Source organism: Enterococcus sp. ARL09-542, assembly GCF_005234805.1.
GTDB lineage: Bacteria > Bacillota > Bacilli > Lactobacillales > Enterococcaceae > Enterococcus_D > Enterococcus_D gallinarum.
Map to the genome: position 1 here is coordinate 1 of NZ_QPQX01000024.1, position 21,867 is coordinate 21,867.

At 33.6% G+C, this 21,867-nt stretch carries 16 protein-coding genes and 3 pseudogenes; 1 reads left to right on the top strand and 18 read right to left on the bottom strand.

Going from position 1 to position 21,867, the window contains the following annotated elements:
* Positions 1 to 29: 29 nt before the first annotated feature.
* The 5 genes from DVW06_RS15765 to DVW06_RS15785 all read right to left on the bottom strand — a co-directional run bounded on the left by DVW06_RS15765 (position 30) and on the right by DVW06_RS15785 (position 3,406).
* On the bottom strand, positions 30 to 248 hold the full coding sequence (locus tag DVW06_RS15765; RefSeq protein WP_161569487.1) for a YSIRK-type signal peptide-containing protein: 219 nt from the start codon (positions 246 to 248) through the stop codon (positions 30 to 32).
* Between the two features lie 223 nt (positions 249 to 471).
* A complete protein-coding gene (locus DVW06_RS15770; protein ID WP_077454692.1) occupies positions 472 to 1,788 on the bottom strand; it encodes a PTS sugar transporter subunit IIC in 1,317 nt (438 codons plus the stop codon).
* A 66-nt stretch (positions 1,789 to 1,854) separates the two neighbouring features.
* On the bottom strand, positions 1,855 to 2,172 hold the full coding sequence (locus tag DVW06_RS15775) for a PTS lactose/cellobiose transporter subunit IIA (protein ID WP_396336521.1): 318 nt from the start codon (positions 2,170 to 2,172) through the stop codon (positions 1,855 to 1,857).
* 9 nt (positions 2,173 to 2,181) lie between these two features.
* Positions 2,182 to 2,499, bottom strand: coding sequence for a PTS sugar transporter subunit IIB (locus tag DVW06_RS15780; RefSeq protein ID WP_137264847.1), 318 nt, complete (start codon positions 2,497 to 2,499; stop codon positions 2,182 to 2,184).
* 7 nt (positions 2,500 to 2,506) lie between these two features.
* Complete coding sequence (locus DVW06_RS15785; protein ID WP_170081580.1) at positions 2,507 to 3,406, bottom strand: DUF7916 family protein; 900 nt, start codon at positions 3,404 to 3,406, stop codon at positions 2,507 to 2,509.
* A 452-nt stretch (positions 3,407 to 3,858) separates the two neighbouring features.
* Between DVW06_RS15785 and DVW06_RS15790 the strand changes: the two genes are divergently transcribed.
* Positions 3,859 to 5,055: an ROK family transcriptional regulator gene (locus tag DVW06_RS15790; protein WP_202977527.1), complete on the top strand. Its 1,197-nt coding sequence runs from the start codon at positions 3,859 to 3,861 to the stop codon at positions 5,053 to 5,055.
* 364 nt (positions 5,056 to 5,419) lie between these two features.
* Here DVW06_RS15790 and DVW06_RS15795 read toward each other — a convergent pair whose 3' ends face one another.
* From DVW06_RS15795 to DVW06_RS15855, 13 genes and pseudogenes are all read right to left on the bottom strand, one after another.
* On the bottom strand, positions 5,420 to 5,953 hold the full coding sequence (locus DVW06_RS15795; RefSeq protein WP_137264848.1) for an IbrB-like domain-containing protein: 534 nt from the start codon (positions 5,951 to 5,953) through the stop codon (positions 5,420 to 5,422).
* A gap of 68 nt (positions 5,954 to 6,021) precedes the next feature.
* Positions 6,022 to 7,341 (bottom strand): DUF3440 domain-containing protein, encoded by a 1,320-nt coding sequence (locus DVW06_RS15800; protein WP_137264849.1) that lies wholly within the window; start codon positions 7,339 to 7,341, stop codon positions 6,022 to 6,024.
* 114 nt (positions 7,342 to 7,455) lie between these two features.
* Complete coding sequence (locus tag DVW06_RS15805; RefSeq protein WP_137264850.1) at positions 7,456 to 8,643, bottom strand: YSIRK-targeted surface antigen transcriptional regulator; 1,188 nt, start codon at positions 8,641 to 8,643, stop codon at positions 7,456 to 7,458.
* A gap of 58 nt (positions 8,644 to 8,701) precedes the next feature.
* Complete coding sequence (locus DVW06_RS15810; protein WP_137264851.1) at positions 8,702 to 9,163, bottom strand: hypothetical protein; 462 nt, start codon at positions 9,161 to 9,163, stop codon at positions 8,702 to 8,704.
* An 18-nt stretch (positions 9,164 to 9,181) separates the two neighbouring features.
* Positions 9,182 to 10,525 carry an NAD(P)/FAD-dependent oxidoreductase gene (locus DVW06_RS15815; RefSeq protein WP_238696195.1) on the bottom strand — a complete coding sequence of 448 codons (1,344 nt, stop codon included), beginning with the start codon at positions 10,523 to 10,525 and terminating at the stop codon, positions 9,182 to 9,184.
* Between the two features lie 36 nt (positions 10,526 to 10,561).
* Positions 10,562 to 10,909, bottom strand: coding sequence for a DUF7006 family protein (locus DVW06_RS15820; RefSeq protein ID WP_137264853.1), 348 nt, complete (start codon positions 10,907 to 10,909; stop codon positions 10,562 to 10,564).
* Between the two features lie 76 nt (positions 10,910 to 10,985).
* Positions 10,986 to 14,131: pseudogene (locus DVW06_RS15825) on the bottom strand (Rib/alpha-like domain-containing protein).
* 306 nt (positions 14,132 to 14,437) lie between these two features.
* Positions 14,438 to 14,557, bottom strand: a pseudogene (locus tag DVW06_RS17865) (YSIRK-type signal peptide-containing protein); the annotation flags it as partial.
* A gap of 836 nt (positions 14,558 to 15,393) precedes the next feature.
* Positions 15,394 to 16,371: a choloylglycine hydrolase gene (gene bsh / locus DVW06_RS15835; protein WP_137264856.1), complete on the bottom strand. Its 978-nt coding sequence runs from the start codon at positions 16,369 to 16,371 to the stop codon at positions 15,394 to 15,396.
* Between the two features lie 420 nt (positions 16,372 to 16,791).
* Positions 16,792 to 17,703, bottom strand: a complete 912-nt coding sequence (locus DVW06_RS15840; protein WP_137264857.1) for a conjugal transfer protein — start codon at positions 17,701 to 17,703, stop codon at positions 16,792 to 16,794.
* 18 nt (positions 17,704 to 17,721) lie between these two features.
* Positions 17,722 to 18,726: a bifunctional lytic transglycosylase/C40 family peptidase gene (locus DVW06_RS15845; RefSeq protein WP_137264858.1), complete on the bottom strand. Its 1,005-nt coding sequence runs from the start codon at positions 18,724 to 18,726 to the stop codon at positions 17,722 to 17,724.
* Positions 18,723 to 20,846 (bottom strand): CD3337/EF1877 family mobilome membrane protein, encoded by a 2,124-nt coding sequence (locus DVW06_RS15850; RefSeq protein ID WP_137264859.1) that lies wholly within the window; start codon positions 20,844 to 20,846, stop codon positions 18,723 to 18,725. The genes DVW06_RS15845 and DVW06_RS15850 overlap by 4 nt, the downstream gene beginning before the upstream one ends.
* A gap of 4 nt (positions 20,847 to 20,850) precedes the next feature.
* A pseudogene (locus DVW06_RS15855) lies at positions 20,851 to 21,792 on the bottom strand (ATP-binding protein); the annotation flags it as partial.
* Positions 21,793 to 21,867: the final 75 nt, after the last annotated feature.

The window sequence follows — 21,867 nt, forward strand, 5'->3', positions numbered from 1 at the left end:
CTCGTTGTCAAGGGCAACTGGATATGGTGTCATAAACAGACCTTATAATTTTTGTCTAGAAAAGTGTTGCCATTCCAATTACTATTTACCTCTGTATCAGTAACCTCTGCAGCGGATACAGAATTACCTAGATACAGAGCTGTTCCTACTAAAACTGATGCAACTCCAACACTTAATTTTTTGATAGAGTATTTTTGAACTTTGCAAGCATATTTTTGTTTTCGCAATAATACATTTCTTTTAGACACCATTATTTCACTCCTATATTAGATAAAATTAGATATTATAAAACTCTACAACACTTTAGAAGAGTTTAATCCACCTCAATGTATTAATAAAACGCTCTCATTTATAAAAAATGCACTATAGAGTTTAAACCGCCAAAATATTTGTGAAATCACTTATATTCATACCAGAATAATTATAATAGCGATTATTCTGGTATGAATTAGCAACGCTATAAAATGTTAATTATATATTATCTTTATATTGTTCACTGGCTTTCCATCTTCTTTCAACATTAAAGATAAACGGTAAATAGAGCAGAATATCTAATACAATCAAAATGACTTGTAAAACAGAAGCTTGCCAGCTACCAGTTGCTAAAAAACCTGAAATAACTGGTGGCATTGTCCAACCAGGATCTGTATATGTTCCAGGGACTATGCCTGAGCTGAACGCAAAATAAGCAACAATGAGATTTACTGCTGGAGCTAAAACAAACGGAATAACTGTTAAAACATTCAAAACGACAGGAACCCCGAACATTGTAGGTTCGTTAATATTAAAAAGACCAGGTAATAATGTTAAAGGAGAAAGAACCTTGGCCTGTTGACTGGCTTTACGACGTTTTGCTAACCACGCTAACGCAATAACTAACCCAATTGTCGCACCCGAGCCACCAATAAAAACAAAATTATCCATAAATACAGATGTGAAAACATGAGGAAGTTCTTGTCCAGCTTTATGAGCTGTCGCATTTTCTGTTAAATTAGCTAACCAAATAGGCTTCATAATCGGATTATTTAAAACATTTCCTCCGTGAACACCACAGAACCACAATAAACCATTTAATAAAACTACAATAAAATTACCAAACAACGTACTTCCCAACATACTAAATGGAACACCTAAAACTGTTTTTACTATGTCATGTACATTAGGTAGTTTCAGACTATCTAACAGTCCATAAATAATAAGCCAAAAAACTAGAATTACTGTTCCAGGAATAATAGCACTAAAACTTTTTGACACCGCTGGAGGAACTCCTTCAGGCATTTTTATACGAATATCTTTTTTCATAAACCACTGATACGCATAACCATTAAGCAATCCTAAAACAATGGCTACAAATAATCCGCCAGATGATAAATATGATGGTGCGATTCCTCCAACAGAACCTAACGTTTTACCCGATTCATCTAAAAAAGGAATTGTAAACGGAGTAACCATTAAGAACGCTGATATATTAATGACACCAGCTGAAATTCCATCTTCTTTATACTGTTTTACCAGACTATAAGGAATGGCAAAAGCAGCAATTAAAGCGATCAAATTAAAACTAGAATCGACCCCTTTCCAAAGATACGTTGAAATGCCCACTTCCCCGAGCCAAGTTTCCCAACCTGGAACTGGAAAACTTGCAATCACCATCAAAAATGAGCCAATTAGAATTAACGGCATTGAATAAGTAATACCATCCCGAATAGCTATCAAAAACTTATTACTTCCAAAACGACCAGCAATAGGAACCAATTTTGTTTGAACTACTTCTTCAAATTTATTCATTCGCCTTCTCCCTCCTATAAATAAAAATATCTTCAAAGTTTATAAACTACTGATAATTAGTTCATTTTATTCAGATGCTAAGGATTTATATAAATCAACGATTTCTTTAGCTAAATCAGTAAATGTAATGCTTGTCATTAAATGATCTTGACTATGCACCATTAACAAAGTAATAGTATTTTCTTTTCCTTGTGCTTCCGCTGTTAACATTTTTGTTTGAGAATTATGTGCACAAACCAAAGATTCTTGAGCAGATTTTAGCTTTTTTTCTGCCTCTTCAAAATCAAATCGTTTTGCTGCTTGAATTGCCTCCATTGCATTATTTTTTGCATCACCTCCATACATAATTAATCCCATTACTGCTTGCATTGTTTTCTCATCCATATTTTCCATCTATTTCATTAATCCTTCCGCTAAATCAATTACTTTTGATCCATTCATCATTCCATAATCAGTCATTGGAATGACTGCAACTGGAATACCTTTAGGTTTCAAATTTTGTTCAAATTGTTGAAGCATATATCTTACTTGGGGTCCTAACAATACAACATCAACATTTTTATCTTCTACATATTGATCAGCTTCTGCCACTGGAACTGCAAAAATTTCTACATCTAAATTTTTTGCATCTGCAGCTTTTTGCATTTTCGTTACTAACAAACTAGTACTCATTCCAGCTGCACATGCTAACATAATCTTTTTCGACATCATTATTCTCCTATCTATTAATTGATCTTGCGATAACAGACACTGTATGTCTGATTCCTCTAATTGCTTTACTTAGTTCATAAATATTTTCTACTGGTGCTACACCACCATATCCTGCATCACCAATGTGCTGAATATCAACACCACAAATCTTATTACGAATTGCAATATCTCTAATTGTTGAAACATCAGAGCTTTCTTGACTGGTACCAATAGCTGAAAGGACTAAGCCATTTCTTTTATGAACTTCTTTTACAATTTCAACTAAATCTTTTTCATGAAGTCCTGGAACTGTTCCGACAGCTGGTACTAAAATAATATCTGCACCAGCATTTAATAGTTTTTGTGTAATCTCCATATCTACAATTGCTTCATCTACTCCAGCCCCATGCATCTTACCCGCAATAATCAACCCAGAGAACATTTTCCTTGCCTCTTCAATAGCTTTAAGAATCTGTTTGTTTGATACGCCAGTTCCTGGATTACCTGTTAAACAAATAAAATCAAACCCTAAATCTTCTGCCCGTTTAAAAGTTTGTATATTTGCTTGTCTCCCAATTTCTAATTCTAAACGTTCTTCTTGTAACTCGGCATTTAGATCAACAGGTTCTAAATTTACACCTATCGGACATCCAATTAAAGAATGCAACTCTTCAATAATATTATCTTCTTTGCTATCTAATCCAAAAATTTTTGGATGCAATACGTCTAAACCATTTAATAAAATTAAATCTGCCCCAAATGCACGCGCAATTTCAGCATTGGTAATATCACCTATAAAACTTTCTCTCGGTGCAACATTTTCTGACAGGACAACTCTTCCTTCACTGGCTTTAATACTTTGCTTTAATTCTTGAGCATTCATCTTCAAAATTTCTGAAGAGTTTGTACTAATAAGCCTTTTAACCACAGAAATCTCTCCATTCTTGTCTACAGTTCCATTAAATAATTATTTTTTATTAACAATGAATAGCCAATTTTATACTTTTTTCTTAAGAATTTTTGGCTACATATAAAGCCATAATCCTTTTGACAACAAAAAAACATTCCTTGAAAAATACATAACTATATCAAATAAACTCTATAAACTCCCCCCTTCATTAATTCAATTTCAAGTCAATTATCCAAAAAATTTTGATTCGTTTTTAAAACTATAAAACCCCTTTCAACATAGTTTTTGATAATAATCTATTACCAATTATATCTTACAACTTAGAATTATTTTTTGTCAATACAAAGTATAAAACCCGTTAAAATATCTACAGGTAAACTATATAGAATTAGAAGCATTACTGTTTTTTTGAAATTGTAAGTCAACTATTATACTAATTTCTATGCTATAATTTCCAATAGATCCTGGAGGTGTTTAAAATAGAACTCACAAAAAAACAAAAAGAATTGTGTTCTGAAATACTGAATGTAATTTTTCCTGAAGGACCGATTTCTAGAATTGACATTGCAAATAAAACCGGTATTACACCAGCTACAGTTAGTTTTCTTACAGGAATAATGATAGAGAAAAATCTTTTATACGAATTGGGAGAATCCTATAACGAAACAATTAAAGCTGGACGAAGAAAGATATTATTGGATGTTTCCCAAGAGCATAGTTTTTTTATTGGAGCTGAAATAACCGAATCATTTTACTCTTACGTTTTAACAGATAATACCGGGAAAATTTTTTCAAAAAAAATTTATTCCATAAATACATCAGAAATATTTATTACTAGCGATGTATTTATTAAAAATCTTCTATCTTTTTATAGATCATTAACTGTCCCTGTCTCTGCAATTGGAATTGCATTGCCTGGTCATTATAATTATTCCAGTAAAATACTTACTAATAACTATACATGGAAGCATTTTGATCTAAAAAAAATTATAGACTCCGTAGAGATTCCAGTTTTTTTTGAAAACAACGTAAATTGTATGGCATTGGCAGAACATTTTTTCCATAGTCAAAGAAATGAGAATTTTTTATTTTTTCATATCGGTCGAGGGATTCATTGTTCTTACTTCTATAAGGGAGATATTTTTAGCAAGGAGAATTTTTTAATAGGTGAAATAGGACATACTGTAGTAAATTTAGATGGACAGTACTGTGAGTGTGGAAAAAGAGGGTGCTTACAAACATACACTAGTGAAACATGGTTATTAAAGTATTCACAATCAATCTATAGAAACTCCACTTCTACTTTTTTACATCAACTAGTTGATACTGAATCAGAACTTTCTATGGAAACACTTCTTACTGCATATGATCTTGGAGATCCTGCTATTCTAAAAATATTTGACAATGCGCTCAATTATATTGCTTTAACTCTAAATAATTTAAATATGATTCTTGATTCTGCTAAAATATTTTTACATGGACAAATATTTGATAATGAAAACATTTTCAATTTTTTAACACAATTATTAAATGTAGAACCCAAATTACTAGTTTTTCCTAAACAAGAAGAAATTATAAAAAAGCCCTATCAAAAAATTAACGGAGCTATTGGAGCATCTGCATTATGCATATATAAAAAGCTAGAAAATTATGATTTTGTAGTTTAATATATCTATACATAATCCATGCTTTCTATTTTTTGTGAAGAAGAATTAATACTCTAAGATAATTTATGACAAAAAAAGAAAACCATTCAAAAGATTATTTAAAACAGTTACTAAGTTCGCTATCTAAAATATGAAAAGTATGATACTACCTTCACTTTTCATTAAAACTCACAGAAACATTTCTATTGTTCAGTAGGTACGATTATTATGAGCAGAAAACAAATTTGTATTCAATTTTGTAACACTCACAATATAAATTTGTCTATAATTGTATAAGTAATTTGACGTTGTATGGATTCATTGACAATGATTATTACTAAAAAAAACTATTGTCAATGAATCATTCTACTGAATGCAATAGAGGTTACTCAAGTAATTCTTCATCTGGTTCCCAAGCATCGCTAAACTCATGCTCCTTAAATAATGAAGCTAATCCGGTGATTTGCTTTAAACGCAATATCTCATCACTATCCATTCCAAGATGCTTAGCTATCCACGCATCTGAACGTCCAAGCTCATGCAATTCTTTAACTATATTACTCATTAAATCTACATCATGGCTTCCTCGTGCACGATTATGCCGTATAGTACTAGCCATCCTTTGGTCTATTGGCTTATCAATAACCGAAACAGGAAGCATACCATTCTCTCTATCATATATATCTCGATGTTCCATCATTACTCGATAACGATGGAAACCATCAACAATAATATACTTATCTTCAACTTCATCGTAAACACATACAATAGGCATCGTATAACCATCATTCTTAATACTTTCATACAATAACTTCATTTCCGGAGTTGCTACCGAATTAGGATTATAATCATTCGGAAATACTTTCTTTATATCTACTGATTTAACATTATAAACAGGACTTTTTTTCCCTGATTCCATTTACATTCACTTCCTGTAACTAACTATCATTTCTATAATCAATCAAAGATATTTAATATATTATATATTTATATATCATCGATACTTTTGTATTTACTTTTAAGAAAGTCTAACTTTCTTTGTTGGATACGGGTTAAACCGAAACCCATAAAACGACAAATATGATCATTTTTTAATATACAAAAGCACATTCTCTTCCAGCTAGGTATATCTTTTGTACTTTTTATATCATCAGTGTCATCTGGAATATCTTGCAAAAAAATAATTCTAGAATTTTTAAATATAGTATAGTTTGATATACCATTTCTTTTTATACGATAACCATTTTTCAGTAATTCTTCAATTGTTTCTTCTTCTAATCCTCCCCCTACATGATGCCAAAAATTTATAGATTTATTAAATTTTTTTATATAGTTATTTCGTAAGTCATTTGGTAACGTAGATAATAAAAATTGTGTATATGATTTCCATGTATGTCCCTCAGGCAAACTTATTGTTCGATATCCCATAGCCTTAGACTTTCCATAAATACTAGCAAAATTTACCCCTTGAACTCTTCCAACAAGCTTTACCCATATTCTAGGGTCTATTACCCTGTATAAATTTAAAGACTCCTTGGCGTAATCTTGAAATGGAGAAGCGACACGCATTTGAGATGCACTTAATCCTGCTTTATAAAATAGATTATATAGATTATTGTATGTATAGCTAAATTTATAATATGCATGCCAAACATCATCAACTGTCCAATCATATAACGGAGAACCTGACCATACTCCTTTAAAATTTTGAGTGATCCAGCATTTATTTTTATAGCTATATTTCTTATTTATAAACCCACTATATCTTTGTAAAGATTCATCTGCTCGTATACCTAACAAACAAATTGTCTTTCTATTTTTATTAATCTGTCTATACCACCTGCCAAATTGCTTTGCCAGATCCTCCTGATGCATTTTATATCTATATGTTGTTATAGTATTATTATCTAAATTTATTACGTAATCATGTTTTGGCATCTCTCTCACCCAAGAATCTTCTTTTTCATTATCCCAGGGATACCAGTACATTTCGTAGCTACTCAAAGCTGTACGTGTGGCCATAGGTAAACATACCCAATATCTTTCTACATTATGAGTCAAAGATGCAAATACTTCTTCAACATAGTCTGTTGTAGCACTATATTGTGCTTCAAAATCCTGATGAAAGACTCCTATCTTTTTTTGAGGATAATATTTATCTCTAAAATCCAATAATAACTGTAGTAACAAGCCACTATCTTTTCCTCCTGAAAAAGAAACATAAATATTTTCAAATTCCTCAAAAATAAATTTAAATCTTTTTTGAGTAGCCTCATAAACATTATCAGTCAATTTTTTTTTATTCATTAGCAACCCTCTTCATAAAAAGTGTTAAAAAGAAAATGAACTATTTTATATTAACAAAGTTAATTGAACACATGGTCTTTTATAATAGTACAATAATTGTAGAGAATTTTATCTTTAATTAATCTTCTGCTGGAATTGTTTTGGCGAAATTCCTGTATATTTCTTAAATACTTTTGATAAATGTGAGGAATCAGAAAAACCAAGTGTAAAAGCAACTTCACTAATTGTATTATTAGATTTTAACATTACCTTAGCTGCTGAAATTTTACGTTTCATAATATAGTTATACAAAGTAGTGTTCATTTCCTCTTTGAAATTTGTCCTTAATTTGGTTTCACTTATTGAAAAGTACTCTGAAATTTCTTTTACAGTTATCTTTTTATAAATGTTTAACCCTACATATTGGACAACTGAAGAAATTAACGGTGACAGCTTTTTAGTTTTTTCTTTCCCAATTTCTTTTGTATAAAAAACAATTGAAGCATCTCTTATTTGTAGAACTTCATTTAAAGATACTGCTAGCTCATTCTTACGCACAAATTTATCTCTATTTTGATAAGCATTTATGATGTCCATTCCAAAAGATATTGAAGTCTGAGCTAATTTTTCAAAAACAATGATGGAATAGTTTTTTTCTGATCTAATTGTATCTCCACTAATTGCTGGAACTATACCGTTACTAAGTTGAAAAACCATATCTCTAAGTTTTTCAACATCACCATTCTTAACATATTCTAATATTTTATTTTCATATAAAAATAAATATATCTCTGGATCATAATTCTGTGATACTAAATCATCAATTCTCTTGTTTAATTCAGTATATTCTGAGAATTCTTTTACATAATTGTGCAATTGAATATGCAGTACATCTTCAATTTTTCCTGTAAAAAAATAATGAACTAAAATTAATATGTCTCTTACATCCCCAAGAGAAAAAAGTGGTAGCTCACTCAATGACTCATATAGAGTTTTTTGATTACTTAAACTGATATGTTGTTGATCCATTTTGAGCTGAAAAAATTCTTTATCTATAAAGTTGCATTTAAATGGTCCAAACAAATAATTTCTTTCTCCATTTACATACAATAAGAACATTTCGTTAAAATTACCATTAATATAATAAAAGAAATCTCGATCATTAACTATTCTCTTTAGTAATAGCTTATAATTATAAAAGAACGAAATTGTTCTATTCGAACGATATTCTTCAACAAGATTAAATTCTTTATCAAAAATCAGAATTGGCAATCTCAAACAAACATGTAACGACTTTAATAACACCTCTTTATCTTGAGGCATAGATATCTCCCTCTCATTTTTAATTAGAATAGATAACTATATTCTATCAAAGCAAACTTTATTTTTCCTTTAAATCACATACTACCTTAACATTTTTTAATTTTTTAATATGATTGAGCATTGGCTTATTACCCGTTAGTTTTACATGTACAATTCCTTCTTTTCTTTTCAGAATTATATCTTTTTTTACTTCTAAAGGTTCCCCATCAGGATCCACAAATTGTCCATCTTCTCCTTTGAGTGATATAGAGAGTATATAGAGGTGCTTCGGATTTGCATTTTCAAAATCTATATTTCCTTGATATAGTTCGTTTACTGATTTCTCGTCTTCAATCACTGAACCTCTATCTAAAACACTTGCTTCCACACTTAATTCGGGGACAATCTTCTTTTCAACACTAATCGATGTCTCTGAATTCATCTTATTTTTTTTATTAACACCCCAAAAATTTTGTCCAAGCAATAAAACACCACTAACTAACATGAATAAAATAACTGCTAACACTAGTATCTTTTTCAAATATTTCACCTCATACTTTTATTTTGCTTTATTAACAGCATTGATAAGAAAATTATATGGCTTACTAAACATTGGATAAAATAAATAATCTAGAGTTTTTAACTTATCGACAGTTATTCCTTCTTGTATAATTAAAGAAAACAGCATTAACAAACTGGACAATTCCTCTTTACTAACAAATTGTGCTCCCATAATTTTTCTTGATTTACCATGATAAAAAATCCTAAGTCTTATCGAATTGTTATTTTTTATGAACTCTGGTCTAATATTTTCTTCAACATCTACAAATTTCAATGTTGTATCCATCAAATTTGCCCATTTTGAATTTAAACCAATCGAATAAAAGTTATAGCCAAAAATAGAGAATCCATTTGCAAATTGCGTTCCCTGTAAGTTACAACTTTGTCCTTCGAGATGTTGACTTACAATATATCCTGTTCTTAAAGCATTAGACACAGAAAAATCTACATCACTTCGATTTAACACAGTTGAAAATGTTGTTGCACAATCACCTATTGCATAAATATCTTTTACATTTGTTTGCTGGTATTCATTTGTCAAGTATGCTCCATTTAAATGTCTTAATAATTTTTTGTTCCCCAATTTACTATTAGGAGTGAAACCAATAGCTTGAACAACCATATCAATCTTGTATTCTTTCAAATTAGTCACTATTTTTTCTATTCTCTTATCTCCTAGATACTGTATTGGAGTTTCTCTCAAACAGACTTTAATATTATTTTCTAGGAGAATTTGTTCGATAATATTTGAAAACGGTTCATCATAGTGCATCGATAACATTCGATTAGCAGCATCAAATAAATATACATTTTTTCCACATCTGGAAATTGCTTCTGCCAACTCAACACCTATGTATCCAGCTCCTACAACAGCAATACTTTTTACTGCTGGATCATTCAAATTTTTGATGATTTTTGATACATCAGAAATATCCTTTAACATAAAGTTCTGTACTAATTCATTTCCTGGTATATCCAATGTAAATTGACTAGAACCAGTAGCCAACACCAATTTATCATAATTTTGATAAAATAAATTGTTATATTTATCTTTACAAAGAACTCTCTTCTCAACAGTATCAATATCTAAAACTTCTGTTTCCATGTAAAGATTAGAAACTTTAGATTTTAATTGTTGCATATCTACATAAAATAAAGAACTCATATCTGACACTTCTTTTTTTAGAAGTAAAGATAAGCCGCATCCTAAATAACTAACTACTGATTTTTTATCTATAAGAATTATTTCATATTTCGTTTCACTTTCAAGTAAGCACTTAGTTAATGATAATCCTGCGTGATTAGAACCTACAATTACTATTTTTTTCAACGTACCTTCCATCCCCTATATTTCTGTAATTAATAAGCTTATAATCATTTAAACTATCTGAGAAAAAAAACTATCATAATAATCTTCTAAATACTCTTGATCCACAACCTGTTGAATTTCTGAATAATCTAGATATTGACTGTTAATTAAGAAAAATAGATATAAACAAATCTTAGCGTCTACCTTTACAAGATTACCCATTGTTAATTTAAAATTTTCTTCTGAGATTCCTTTTATCAAATTTCGAGCTTCCTTACATAATTCCTCTATTATCTTCAATACATAATAGTCATTATTTGTTAAGCCAACCTTTTCTTGAGAGTTTTTTTTTCGTTCATATTCTACAAAAGAAGCTAGACTTTGGATCTCCCAAAAATATATTTTTTTAGAATACATTTTATTTCACCTCATTAATTAAAAAGAGGAAGAAAATACTCTTCCTCTTCTTCGAGAAGAATTAAGCTTCTAACTTCTATTCGTTCTCTTTTCTTTTTTTATACCCAAGTAGTCCCAACATACTCAAGAAAACAACTCCCCCACTAATAGTAATCATGTCATTACTTGATTCACCGGTTTTGGGTAATTCTTTAAATCCTACTTGCAAAGGTAACCCAATACCGCTCTCTAATTTTCGTTGAGGGCTTGTAATAATCTTGTTATTTTCTCCTGATGTCACATATTCTGTATTACTAGGAGAAACAATGGCAGTCGTTGGTTCACTTGTATTACCTGATTTATCAGTTGCTGTAACAATAACTTTATCACCTGCTTCTAGACTAGGAACTTTTACTTTGAAAATTCCTTTATCATCAGAAGAACCATAATATTCACTCCCATTCGGTAGTTTAACTGTTACATCAATATTTGGTTCAGTTTTACCTGTTACCTCATTATCTCCTGGTTTAATAGGATCAACTTTAGGTTTATCAGGAGCAATTGTATCTACAACTTCTACAGGTATTTTAATTTGATCTTTCGATCCATCTGGATACGTTACTTCAATTGTCCCTTGATATTTTCCTGGTGTTGTAGTATCAATTTCCCCATCAGGAGTAATATCAGTCACTTTCGTTCCTTTAGGTAGTTCTGGTAAATTTGTAACATTATCCGTTAAATCTACTTTTTCTCCAACTTCTACTTTTTCTCCAACTGCTTTTGGCTCATATTTATCTGCGTCTGTTGTTTGAGCCTTGAACTGAGCAGTATATGTTCCCGCTTTATCATAGTTCGCAGGTAATTCCGGATTCCACCCACTTTGTACTTTACCCGTTGGTGCAGTCACCGTTGGTGTTGGAACTTCAGTTGCTGCGGTTCCAGCTTTTACATCAAACACCGTCTTCGCATCCGTTGCGAAACTTCCTTCCCCAGCTTCAAACGTTACTCGTACATACCCTGCTGGTGTCGGTTGACTCGGATCATCTGTACGATCAATCACTTTTTCTAGTGTAGTTACTGGTACTTTAATTTGATCTTTCGATCCATCCGGATACGTTACTGTCACAGGTACTTCTACTGTGCCAGGTGTTGTCCCATCTGGTAATGTTGCTCCCGGATCGACCGTAACTTCTGGTTGATCTCCGCCTGTAGGATAACCTGGTACCGTTACTGCATCTGTTACATCCTTTTCTGTTGTTGCTTCCCCATACGGTTTCTCAACCGGCTCTGCTTTTGGCTCGTATTTATCTGCGTCTGTTGTTTGAGCCTTGAACTGAGCAGTATATGTTCCCGCTTTATCATAGTTCGCAGGTAATTCCGGATTCCACCCACTTTGTACTTTACCCGTTGGTGCAGTCACCGTTGGTGTTGGAACTTCAGTTGCTGCGGTTCCAGCTTTTACATCAAACACCGTCTTCGCATCCGTTGCGAAACTTCCTTCCCCAGCTTCAAACGTTACTCGTACATACCCTGCTGGTGTCGGTTGACTCGGATCATCTGTACGATCAATCACTTTTTCTAGTGTAGTTACTGGTACTTTAATTTGATCTTTCGATCCATCCGGATACGTTACTGTCACAGGTACTTCTACTGTGCCAGGTGTTGTCCCATCTGGTAATGTTGCTCCCGGATCGACCGTAACTTCTGGTTGATCTCCACCTGTAGGATAACCTGGTACCGTTACTGCATCTGTTACATCCTCTTCTGTTGTTGCTTCCCCATACGGTTTCTCAACCGGCTCTGCTTTTGGCTCGTATTTATCTGCGTCTTCAGCTAATCTTGCAAGGAAACTATCTGCATCGACCGTAACACCATTTACCACTAACTCTACAGTATAAATTGTATTTTCCTTTATATCTGATGGAACAGTAAATATTGCTGCTTTTTTAGCATCATCTATTGTAGAAACAGATGTTCTACTAATCTCCCCATCTTTATTTGACCACACAATTTCTACTGTCGAACCAACATTAAAGATAGTTTGAACATCACTGACTGCAGTGTTTCCTGGAAGAGCAATATTTTTCGTTGTATCATAGTTAGTTATGTCAATGTTAAACTCATCTAAGTTAGGAACTAATGCAAAATGAGAGTTATATACTTGTTGTCGACCTGCCGTAATAAATGGATTTGAATGTGTATATTCTCTTGGTGACCCATAAGCAAGAATCGGGAAATTGCTATATGCTAGTTGAATTTCTCCCTCCCCATTTATTACAAATTGATACATTGCCTCAACATCAATATCATTAGTAAAATGAGCAGTATATTCTCCATCTACAATTGGAGCCACTACAGTTTCTTGTATATACTCAGGATGAGCTTTTAATATGGCTAATTGTTCCTTAACCTTATCATACGCATTATTAGCGTTTTGTGTAGATTCTATTGCTGCTTTTCCCTCTGGGGTAAGGACACTAGTAACAACTCTGAATCCTGTTTTTGCTTCATCTGCTGTTTGAGTTACAAAGTTTTCGCTTGTACTAGTTGGGAAAGTAGTACCATTTTTTGATGTTTCCCACCAAACTTTTCCAGAAACTCTATTAGTTCCTCCCACGATATTAGACGGATTACTATCTGGTCCTTTATCGTCATAAATCCAAGTATCTTCTTTTCCTACAAATGCTTCTAAATTCTCTTTACTCGGCAGTTCAACTACATAAATACTTGCACGCTGTAAATTTGCTCCTGCTAAATAAAAAGCCCCCGCTGTTGTTGGTGTTGAAAAACCAGGTGTATTTCCAACTACTGGACGAAATGTAATTAACTCATTTCCATCTGGTGATAATTGTTTAGGTGCCAGCCATAATTTCAATCTTTGTTTTGAAGTTGGTAAGTAAATTTATGTTCTACCCCAGTTTCATCTATCCATGTAGGTAGCTCAAATGCAAAAACTCCATCTCCTCCACCATTAGAAGCAGCTCCTGCTAAGTTATGCGTGACAGCTGAATAAATAGGGCTTACTGCTCCATCTGTATCAATCCACTGAGCATTTACCGTATAGCCATTCAACTTGGTACTTGCTCCTGTACCTGGTGTATATCCTACAGCTGACTGAGGTGCAAGCTCTAACCACCCACTTATGATATTACCTGCATTCGTCAATTGTCCGCCTGTCTTAACTTTTCCAGATTCAATTGCATCAATATTTATCGGAGCTTCAGTAGCATTGCGAGTTGCTATACTTGACTCTGTTGGTACGGTTGTATTGCTTGCTTCATTTGCGACTGGTTCCTCTGCTGGTACAGTTTCATCGCTTGCTAAGTTTGAGTCTGGAACCTCTGTTGCTGCATCTTCATCACTTACTAAGTTTGAGTCTGGGGCCTCTGTTGCTGCACCTTCATCACTTACTAAGTTTGAGTCTGGGGCCTCTGTTGCTGCATCCAGAATAACTGGTTTTTCCATTGATTCATTCATAACTTCAGAAGAACCCAAAAGGTTTCCAGAATTATTTACTACTTGAGCATTTCCACTCTCAGCTCCACCGAAACCAATGTAAATTCCAACTAAAACAGATGCAACACCTATACTTAGTTTCTTAATAGAATAGCTAAGTTTTCTTTTTTCTGTTCTTTTTAAAAGCATTTGCCGATTGTTTTTAGAAAACATATAACTTCCTCCTTTCTTACTAAAATATATTATAGTTACCGATTACTAATCATTTCATTTATATATCGTTCATTTCAGTTTAATATAATCACTATGCTTAAATAATTTATTGATAATCTATCTTTTTTTTTACATATCATCATTGCATACTTCCATACTCCTTGCCTATTGAATTAAAAAGAGATGCCAATCAATAATGAATAATACATATAAAGATTAAATTAAATAAAAAGATGACTTCAAATTCCTTGTTCAGGATCTAAAGTCATCTCTTTTATACTTATAAAGTATCGGTTTTGCAGCGTTCCAGAATAATTCATAGAATCTTAAACAAACGATTGTAATTATAAACATTTTTTAATTCGCTTTTAGCTTAACAAAAATGACTTTTGTCGCAGCCTCTTCAATTTAATCTGGTAATCACTTATCAATATATTAAAAGAAATTTGTTATTGCTGAAGCTATTTCGTCTACATTTAGAATTGAGCAACTATTGTTTCACTCGATAACGCTAGAAAAACTGGAACAATCCTAAACAGAGCTTAACAGAACTACACAACCATAAATACTATACCTGTGTGCTTATATTAAATTCCTATATAATAATACTACAACTGATTTCTTAGCTTCACAAACATACGGGGCTTTTAAGCTTGCATTATCCTCATTTAGTCATTATTTCTTATCCAAAAAGTAAGTAGCATATCAAGTAATATTCTTACTTAGTCAATAAAAGTCTTTTTCAGATCTTGAGTACTAGTAATAAGAACTAACGGGAAGTAATTTGAAATAAAATATTGTATTATCTAAAATACATTTGTTCGATTTTTGTGCTATTAACGATTCACGTAATGAATCTTTTGTTCCTCTAACAAGGGATAGCTTACTGTTTGTTTACCCTCTAAATCTTCCTTATTCATATCTATCGCATTTATTTGACTGTTTCCATATGTTCTATAATAATAGATCCCTTTATCGACATTGCAGCAAGAAGAATAGATGGTATATTCATATTTCCCATCCCCCACATCACATAATCCTTTTTGCTGTTCGACAGACCCTAAAATGTGGAAAAATTGACTGATGCTTTCTGATTCTGAATCACCAGATACAGAATTCAGTTTCGTGAATGCAGCCTTCACAAATCGAGACATCGAGGACAAATCCCCAGGCAACCCAATTCCGCCCATTCCTCGACTATACTCATTCAATTCAATTGCTTCGGAGAAGGTATTGACTGGAGTTTTACTAGATAAAGCACGATAGTTATTTAAATTAAACAAATGATAGTCAAAAGAAGGATTGTTCGTTAGGACACCAACAGGATTATCATAGATATGAAGGCCATCTTTCATACTTTCTACAACGATCGAAGATTCTTTATCAGCTATTAACCAGTGTAAAGGCGACAGCGGAAGATTCTCACTAAAGTTGATATTGACCAAATTGATTTTATTCAACAATTCTTTTGCTTCAGCTATTGTACTGCATTGCCCTAAAATCCAAGGAATAAATTCAAAGGGGGTGACATTGTCTTTATTACCAACTGGTTCTTTGTAATCTGCAAAACCAGCAAAATTCAAACCAGCCATGCTTAATCCTTTTTCATTAGTAGCATCATAATACAGCGGATAATCTGCTATACCAGCAGCAATCCCGATCATTGCATAATGGGTACCTAAATCACTTACTTTACGAAAAGTCAGCTTATAATTTCTTGGTGTTACAGTAACTACTTCTTTATAAGATAATTCATAATCAAAATTCCTCCCAAAATAATGATCTTGTGTTGAATAAATAACTGATGTACACATATTTTACCTCCTAAAAAAATGATTTTATTCTTCTCTTAAATAAAATGATTATACTGGATTAAGAGTACTTCATCTTTAATAAAATAGTTAAAAATTTCTCTAATTTTAAATAATGCATTTGCTTTTCTTACTTAACATTTTGTATAGATAGCATCCTTTTTACACTTGACACATTTATTTTAACTCTAAAAAAAATTATTCTCAAATCGTTGAATCCATTAAAGTGATAAAATAACAGAATTAACAATTATGAATAGAATCATTATATCAACACTAAATTTTTAGTAATACCTCTTCAAATTAGAAGGTTACATAAAAACTATTGATAAGAAAATAAACACCTCTAAAAATAGTTATATTTTTGGTCATCCTTTATGAGAGTATTTCATTTTAATTAAAACTCAAAGATTTGCTCTATCTCTATTTAATATAAATAACTTTCCAGTTTTCTACCTTTTCAAGAGTAAAAGAATACTCAAAGGTACTATTTATTTTGGTTGTATTATTAAGGTACTTAACACAGACTTCTCCTTGAATTTCTTTTCCTTTTTGCTGAAAAACAGGATTAACTAATTCTATAAATATCAAATTACTATTAATCGGCTGAAATGCTTTATTTTCAACATAGTATTCAAGTTCCTTTTCAGAAGCAGTTGGATAAATTTTAAAGAAAGTCTCTAAAAACTCGGTTATTTCTTCTGTTGTTTTGGCATCAATTTCTGAATCACTTTCTACTTGTTTTGTCTCATATTGTGCCTTATCTGGTTTTGCAATTGTGGTAGGCAAACTTGTCACAATATGATTCCCTTTTTCATCTTCAAAAACAATCACTCGATAGGCAGAAGAAATTTGTTGAGATTTTTTCCCCTCTGTAATCTTTTGATCTAATAAAAATGAAACGACAAAATCATCTGACCTTTTTTCAACATCAAGAATTTTTACTGATTGAACTTCTGAACTAGTAGGAATATCTACTTGAACCATATCTTGGCTCAAAGCGATTCCTTCTTCAGTAAGGTACTGTCTAAGATTACTCATTCTTTTTTCAATTGCTTTCTCATTATTCTTCCATGAAAAATATTCTTTCACAAAATCCTTCGTAAAATTTTCAACTCCAGAAGTATTCACTATTTTTTCTTTTACAACCACCTTCTCATGGGTCGTGTGCTGATTAATGGCGGTAAAATTTTTATAAACACCAAAAGACAAACTGCTTATCAATAAAAGCCAAAGGGCAAGCACCAGTTTTCGATGCTTCCCCACTGAAATCACTCGTCCTTTCTTCTTTTTCTGAGTCTTTTCCTTTTGAATCCATTCAATTTTTATCTTCATTATCTTTCCTCTTTTCTCTTATTTGTACCGTCCAGCACCGATAAGATGCTGCTGCCAATAGCTTTCTGTTAGATTTGTCCAGCCCACTGGATCTCCTGCATGAAACATCCGATTCTCTCCTGCATAAATACCGACATGGGTCACATAAGTACCGGCATCATAAGTCGAATGAAAGAAAACCAAATCACCTGGTTTGGCATCTTTTAAGTCAATATGGGTCATGGCATCATACTGATCTTGAGCCACCCGAGGAAGTTTCAGACCAACTTTGGCATAACACCATTGAGTCAAGCCACTACAATCAAATCCCGTTTCGGGTCTTGAGCCAACAAATACATAAGCCGTTCCTTCATACTTAAACGCCTCGTCAAAAATCTCTTGGACTGTTTTATCGTCAAACTGTGTTGTAGTTAGGTATTGCTTCACTAATAAGCAATAAAACATATTGCCGTAGTTATAGCGCCATCCACCATTTTCCTCAATTGCGACGGGATTTGGATAATCGACTTTTTGACCGCCAGATTTTTCTTTTGAAAAAGATTCTGCTAAAGCAAAACTATGCTTCTTCCCGTTTTTCGCGACATGATCCAGATACCCGCCACCATAGTTATACGCTTGAATAATGCTATCTTGATCACAACCTAATTCTTTGGAACGCTTAACCAAAGACGCAAAATAGAGACATCCTTGTTTGATGGATGCCTCGGTACTTAATGAATTCGGTGGCAACCCGGCTGACTCCGAACTCTGCATAACATCTTCCATTGTGCCACCCGATTCCACTTGAATAATCGCCAAAAGAATCAGGACATATTCTGAGATGTTTAATTCCTTGGCATATTTTTCCACCATTGCACGGTGTTTCAAAACTTCTTCTGAGACATTACTTCCCCCAGGAGAAGCACCTGAACTATTACTTCCTCCACTGTCTTCACCAAACAACAAGCCCACACACATCAAGATACCCATAAAGGAGATTGACAGGAGGGTTAACGAAATGATACTTAATTTCTTTACGTTCATTTTTTCTCACCCGACCTTGATTTTGGACGAGAGTTCATTCTTTTTTGTACTTTTTGATTGGTTTGCTTGGGCAGTGTAGACCTCTGTTTCACTTGTTGGAAAGAATTTTTCTTACTTGATGGTTGACTTATTCTTTTTGAAACACTTTCCTGACTAGTTAGTTTTCGTTTGATTTCGGGATTCGGATTTGCTCTCACAATCCGCTTTGGTGCTTCTCTTTTCGGCGCTCTATCTTTTTGAGGTTGGAGCTCTGTTTTTATTGGAACATTTCCCCGTCTTTTTCCATGACGATTCCCTGTTTCGTTCAATACTTTGCGCTTTTCAGCCATTTTTTCATCTCTACATTGTCGTTGTTTTTCTAGCAACTCCGCTCGATTTACTTTTTCTTGGACAAGTCCGCGCTTAAATTCTTCTGGTGCTTTTTTCGTTTTTTCAATTCCTTTATGGAGGTTGTATTTCAAGTTGGTCGGTGTGCTTCGTACTTGATCCTTTACTTGTTTGGTCTTATCTTTCACCAAAGCTTGGATATCCAAAACTTTGCCTATTTTTCTCCCAGCTAAATTCATTCGAGACTGTTTCTTATTTTTTGAGATTGGATTTTCCTTAGTCGAGTCAGGTGATGCCTCGTTATTGTTAGGTAGCGACGGATTCTTTCGTGGAGAAAAACCAGAAGAATACAATCTGGACTTTTGTTGATCCTTTGACAACTTATTTCCAACTACTGCACCTCCACCAAAGGCCAGAGTTCGGCCCACATTTCGATTGAGTTGCCGTAATTTACGATTCATTAACATTTGCGGTCTTCGCATCACCCGTCTGCCCATTGACTGACTGTCATTACTCTGGAGGTTGAACATACTCATAATGTCACCCAATTTGAAATAGATACCGGCATAGGTCACAATTTGTAGAAAAGCTACCATAAAGAAGGGATAGGTCGCCGAAATATTGTAAAACATCGTGGAGATACTAAAAGCAGTTGTAATCACCAAGGTCACTCCCGCTCGCATCATAATCGTATTGAATAAACGAATAATCGCCTTCTTTCCCAAACTCTCATAAGTCGGCAACATGGACAATAAAAAACTAATCGGCAAAAACATCGCAAAGATAATGAAGAGAATTTGGGAGAACAACATAATCCCGGTTAGGAGGAAAACAAAGAAGGAAATCCCAATATTGAACAACACCAAAAAGACCACGGTCCCTAAGCGGTTCATGGTCTTGGTAATACTTAAATTCGCATTGTCATTGTCTTCAATCTCGGCCTTGACGACTTCTTCCCGATCTTTGCCTTTATTTTCATCTGGACTCACGGATAAGATTTTATCGACTCGGTCTTCGCCAATTTCTTCTATATTGGAATCATCAAATTGCAAGAGTAACCAAGGTTGTTGGACTTGAATGGAAAATAAGCTATCCCGAATCAAATCGACACTATCTTTCCCTTGGTTTTCAGAATTCGGTACAACGATCTCGGTCCCAAGGCTAAGAGCCGCTTCACTAACATCTGAGCTAAAGTCATTGATTTTTGTGATATAAGTAGGTGCACAAGCAATGAACGAACCAGAAAATAGAAAAATCATTACAAAATTAATCACGGCTCGGACTGCCTTTGTAGTTTCTCGTTTGAGTAGACCGGTATACGCCACATAAACTCCTAGAGCTAAAATCATCAATAGTAGAAATCCAAAGTAGAAGCCCGAGGTCTGTAATCCATTTTCGGTAATGCCGGCTAAGGTTTGTATATTCTTCCCAATACTTTCAGCTGTATCCGAAATGAAATCCAATTTATAGGCTTCTTGAACTACATAGCCCGTGGCATTTGATAAATAGAGACTAACCGTCCAAATAAAATTGGTAATGGCATAAAGACCATACATCACGTTCTTCCCTAGACCATCGCCCCAATTCCAAGGCAGCCAATCCCAAGAGCTATCCACAAAGAAATCTAGTTGATAGTTGTTCAGTGAATATTGGGAATATAGATTTCCCGCTTCAACTGTATCGTCAACCAGACTTGTTGCCACGGCTATCGTACCGACTAAACTCAATACAACTGTCAGAGTGATGATGCTAATAAAAACGATTCCTGCAATCCGAAAAAGTTTCTTTTTCATCTCCTCACTCCATTCTCTCTTGAACAGGCGGACGAGTATCAAAGGCATGGAAGAGTTCTTCAAAGACTGGATGAACTTGGACCACACCTACCCGACCATACAAATCTTGCATCAAGCATTGGCCGTTTTCCAAATCTCGCAGACGTTTTTGATTACTTTCATCCTCTTGATCCAATCCAAAAAATTCCAAAGTCTTCCTGATTTCATGAATATCGGTACTTCGAAAAGCAAACTTCAATCCGATATTATTCTTCAAGCGTTCATCCAGTATATCGTCACTATTTTGCGTGACAAAATAAACCCCTGCATTCATGGCTCGACCTGCACGAACGAGCTTATTCGATAATGTTTTCCCTTGTGCCACTTGAAGAAAACACCACGCTTCATCCAAGTCCACAATCTTGAAAATTTCTCTGTTGCTATGGATAAAATCTAAGGCAAAAGTTGAAATGACAATTAGCATGGAAACACTCAGCAACTCCATTGTGGTATATTCTTCAAAAGTAGTTTCTGCATCTGGTAAAACCAAATCCGCTACTTGAATGATATTCAACTGTTTATCTAAACTAATCGATTGGGTAATTGAGCCGTCTGAGAAAAGCAAATGGGCAAAATCATAATCGGTAAAGGACTCGATATGATCGGCGATATTTTCCGCGACTGGAGAGTTCTCCTTTCGAAGCTCTTTAATGACTTGCAGCAATCCTCGTTGATCACTTTGGGTAACCGTCCGAATGGCTTTGCGCAACACTGGAAACTTCTCCCCATCCCGACTGGAAATTCCTGTTAAAAAAGTCAGGATATCAATCGCTAAACTTTCTGAATCTTTCTTTTTCTTCATAATCACATAAGGATCAAGTAAGCCTTGATTTTCTGGTTTACTAGTCAAGTTGAGAATATTGATTTCATCCGCAATTTCTGGCAAGTTTTCTTTCCAACCACCTCGTTATAGCGATAGGTAACTTTTTGATGTTATCTCCAAGTTTTCCCCCGCTTCACACCGTACATGAAACTTTCGCTT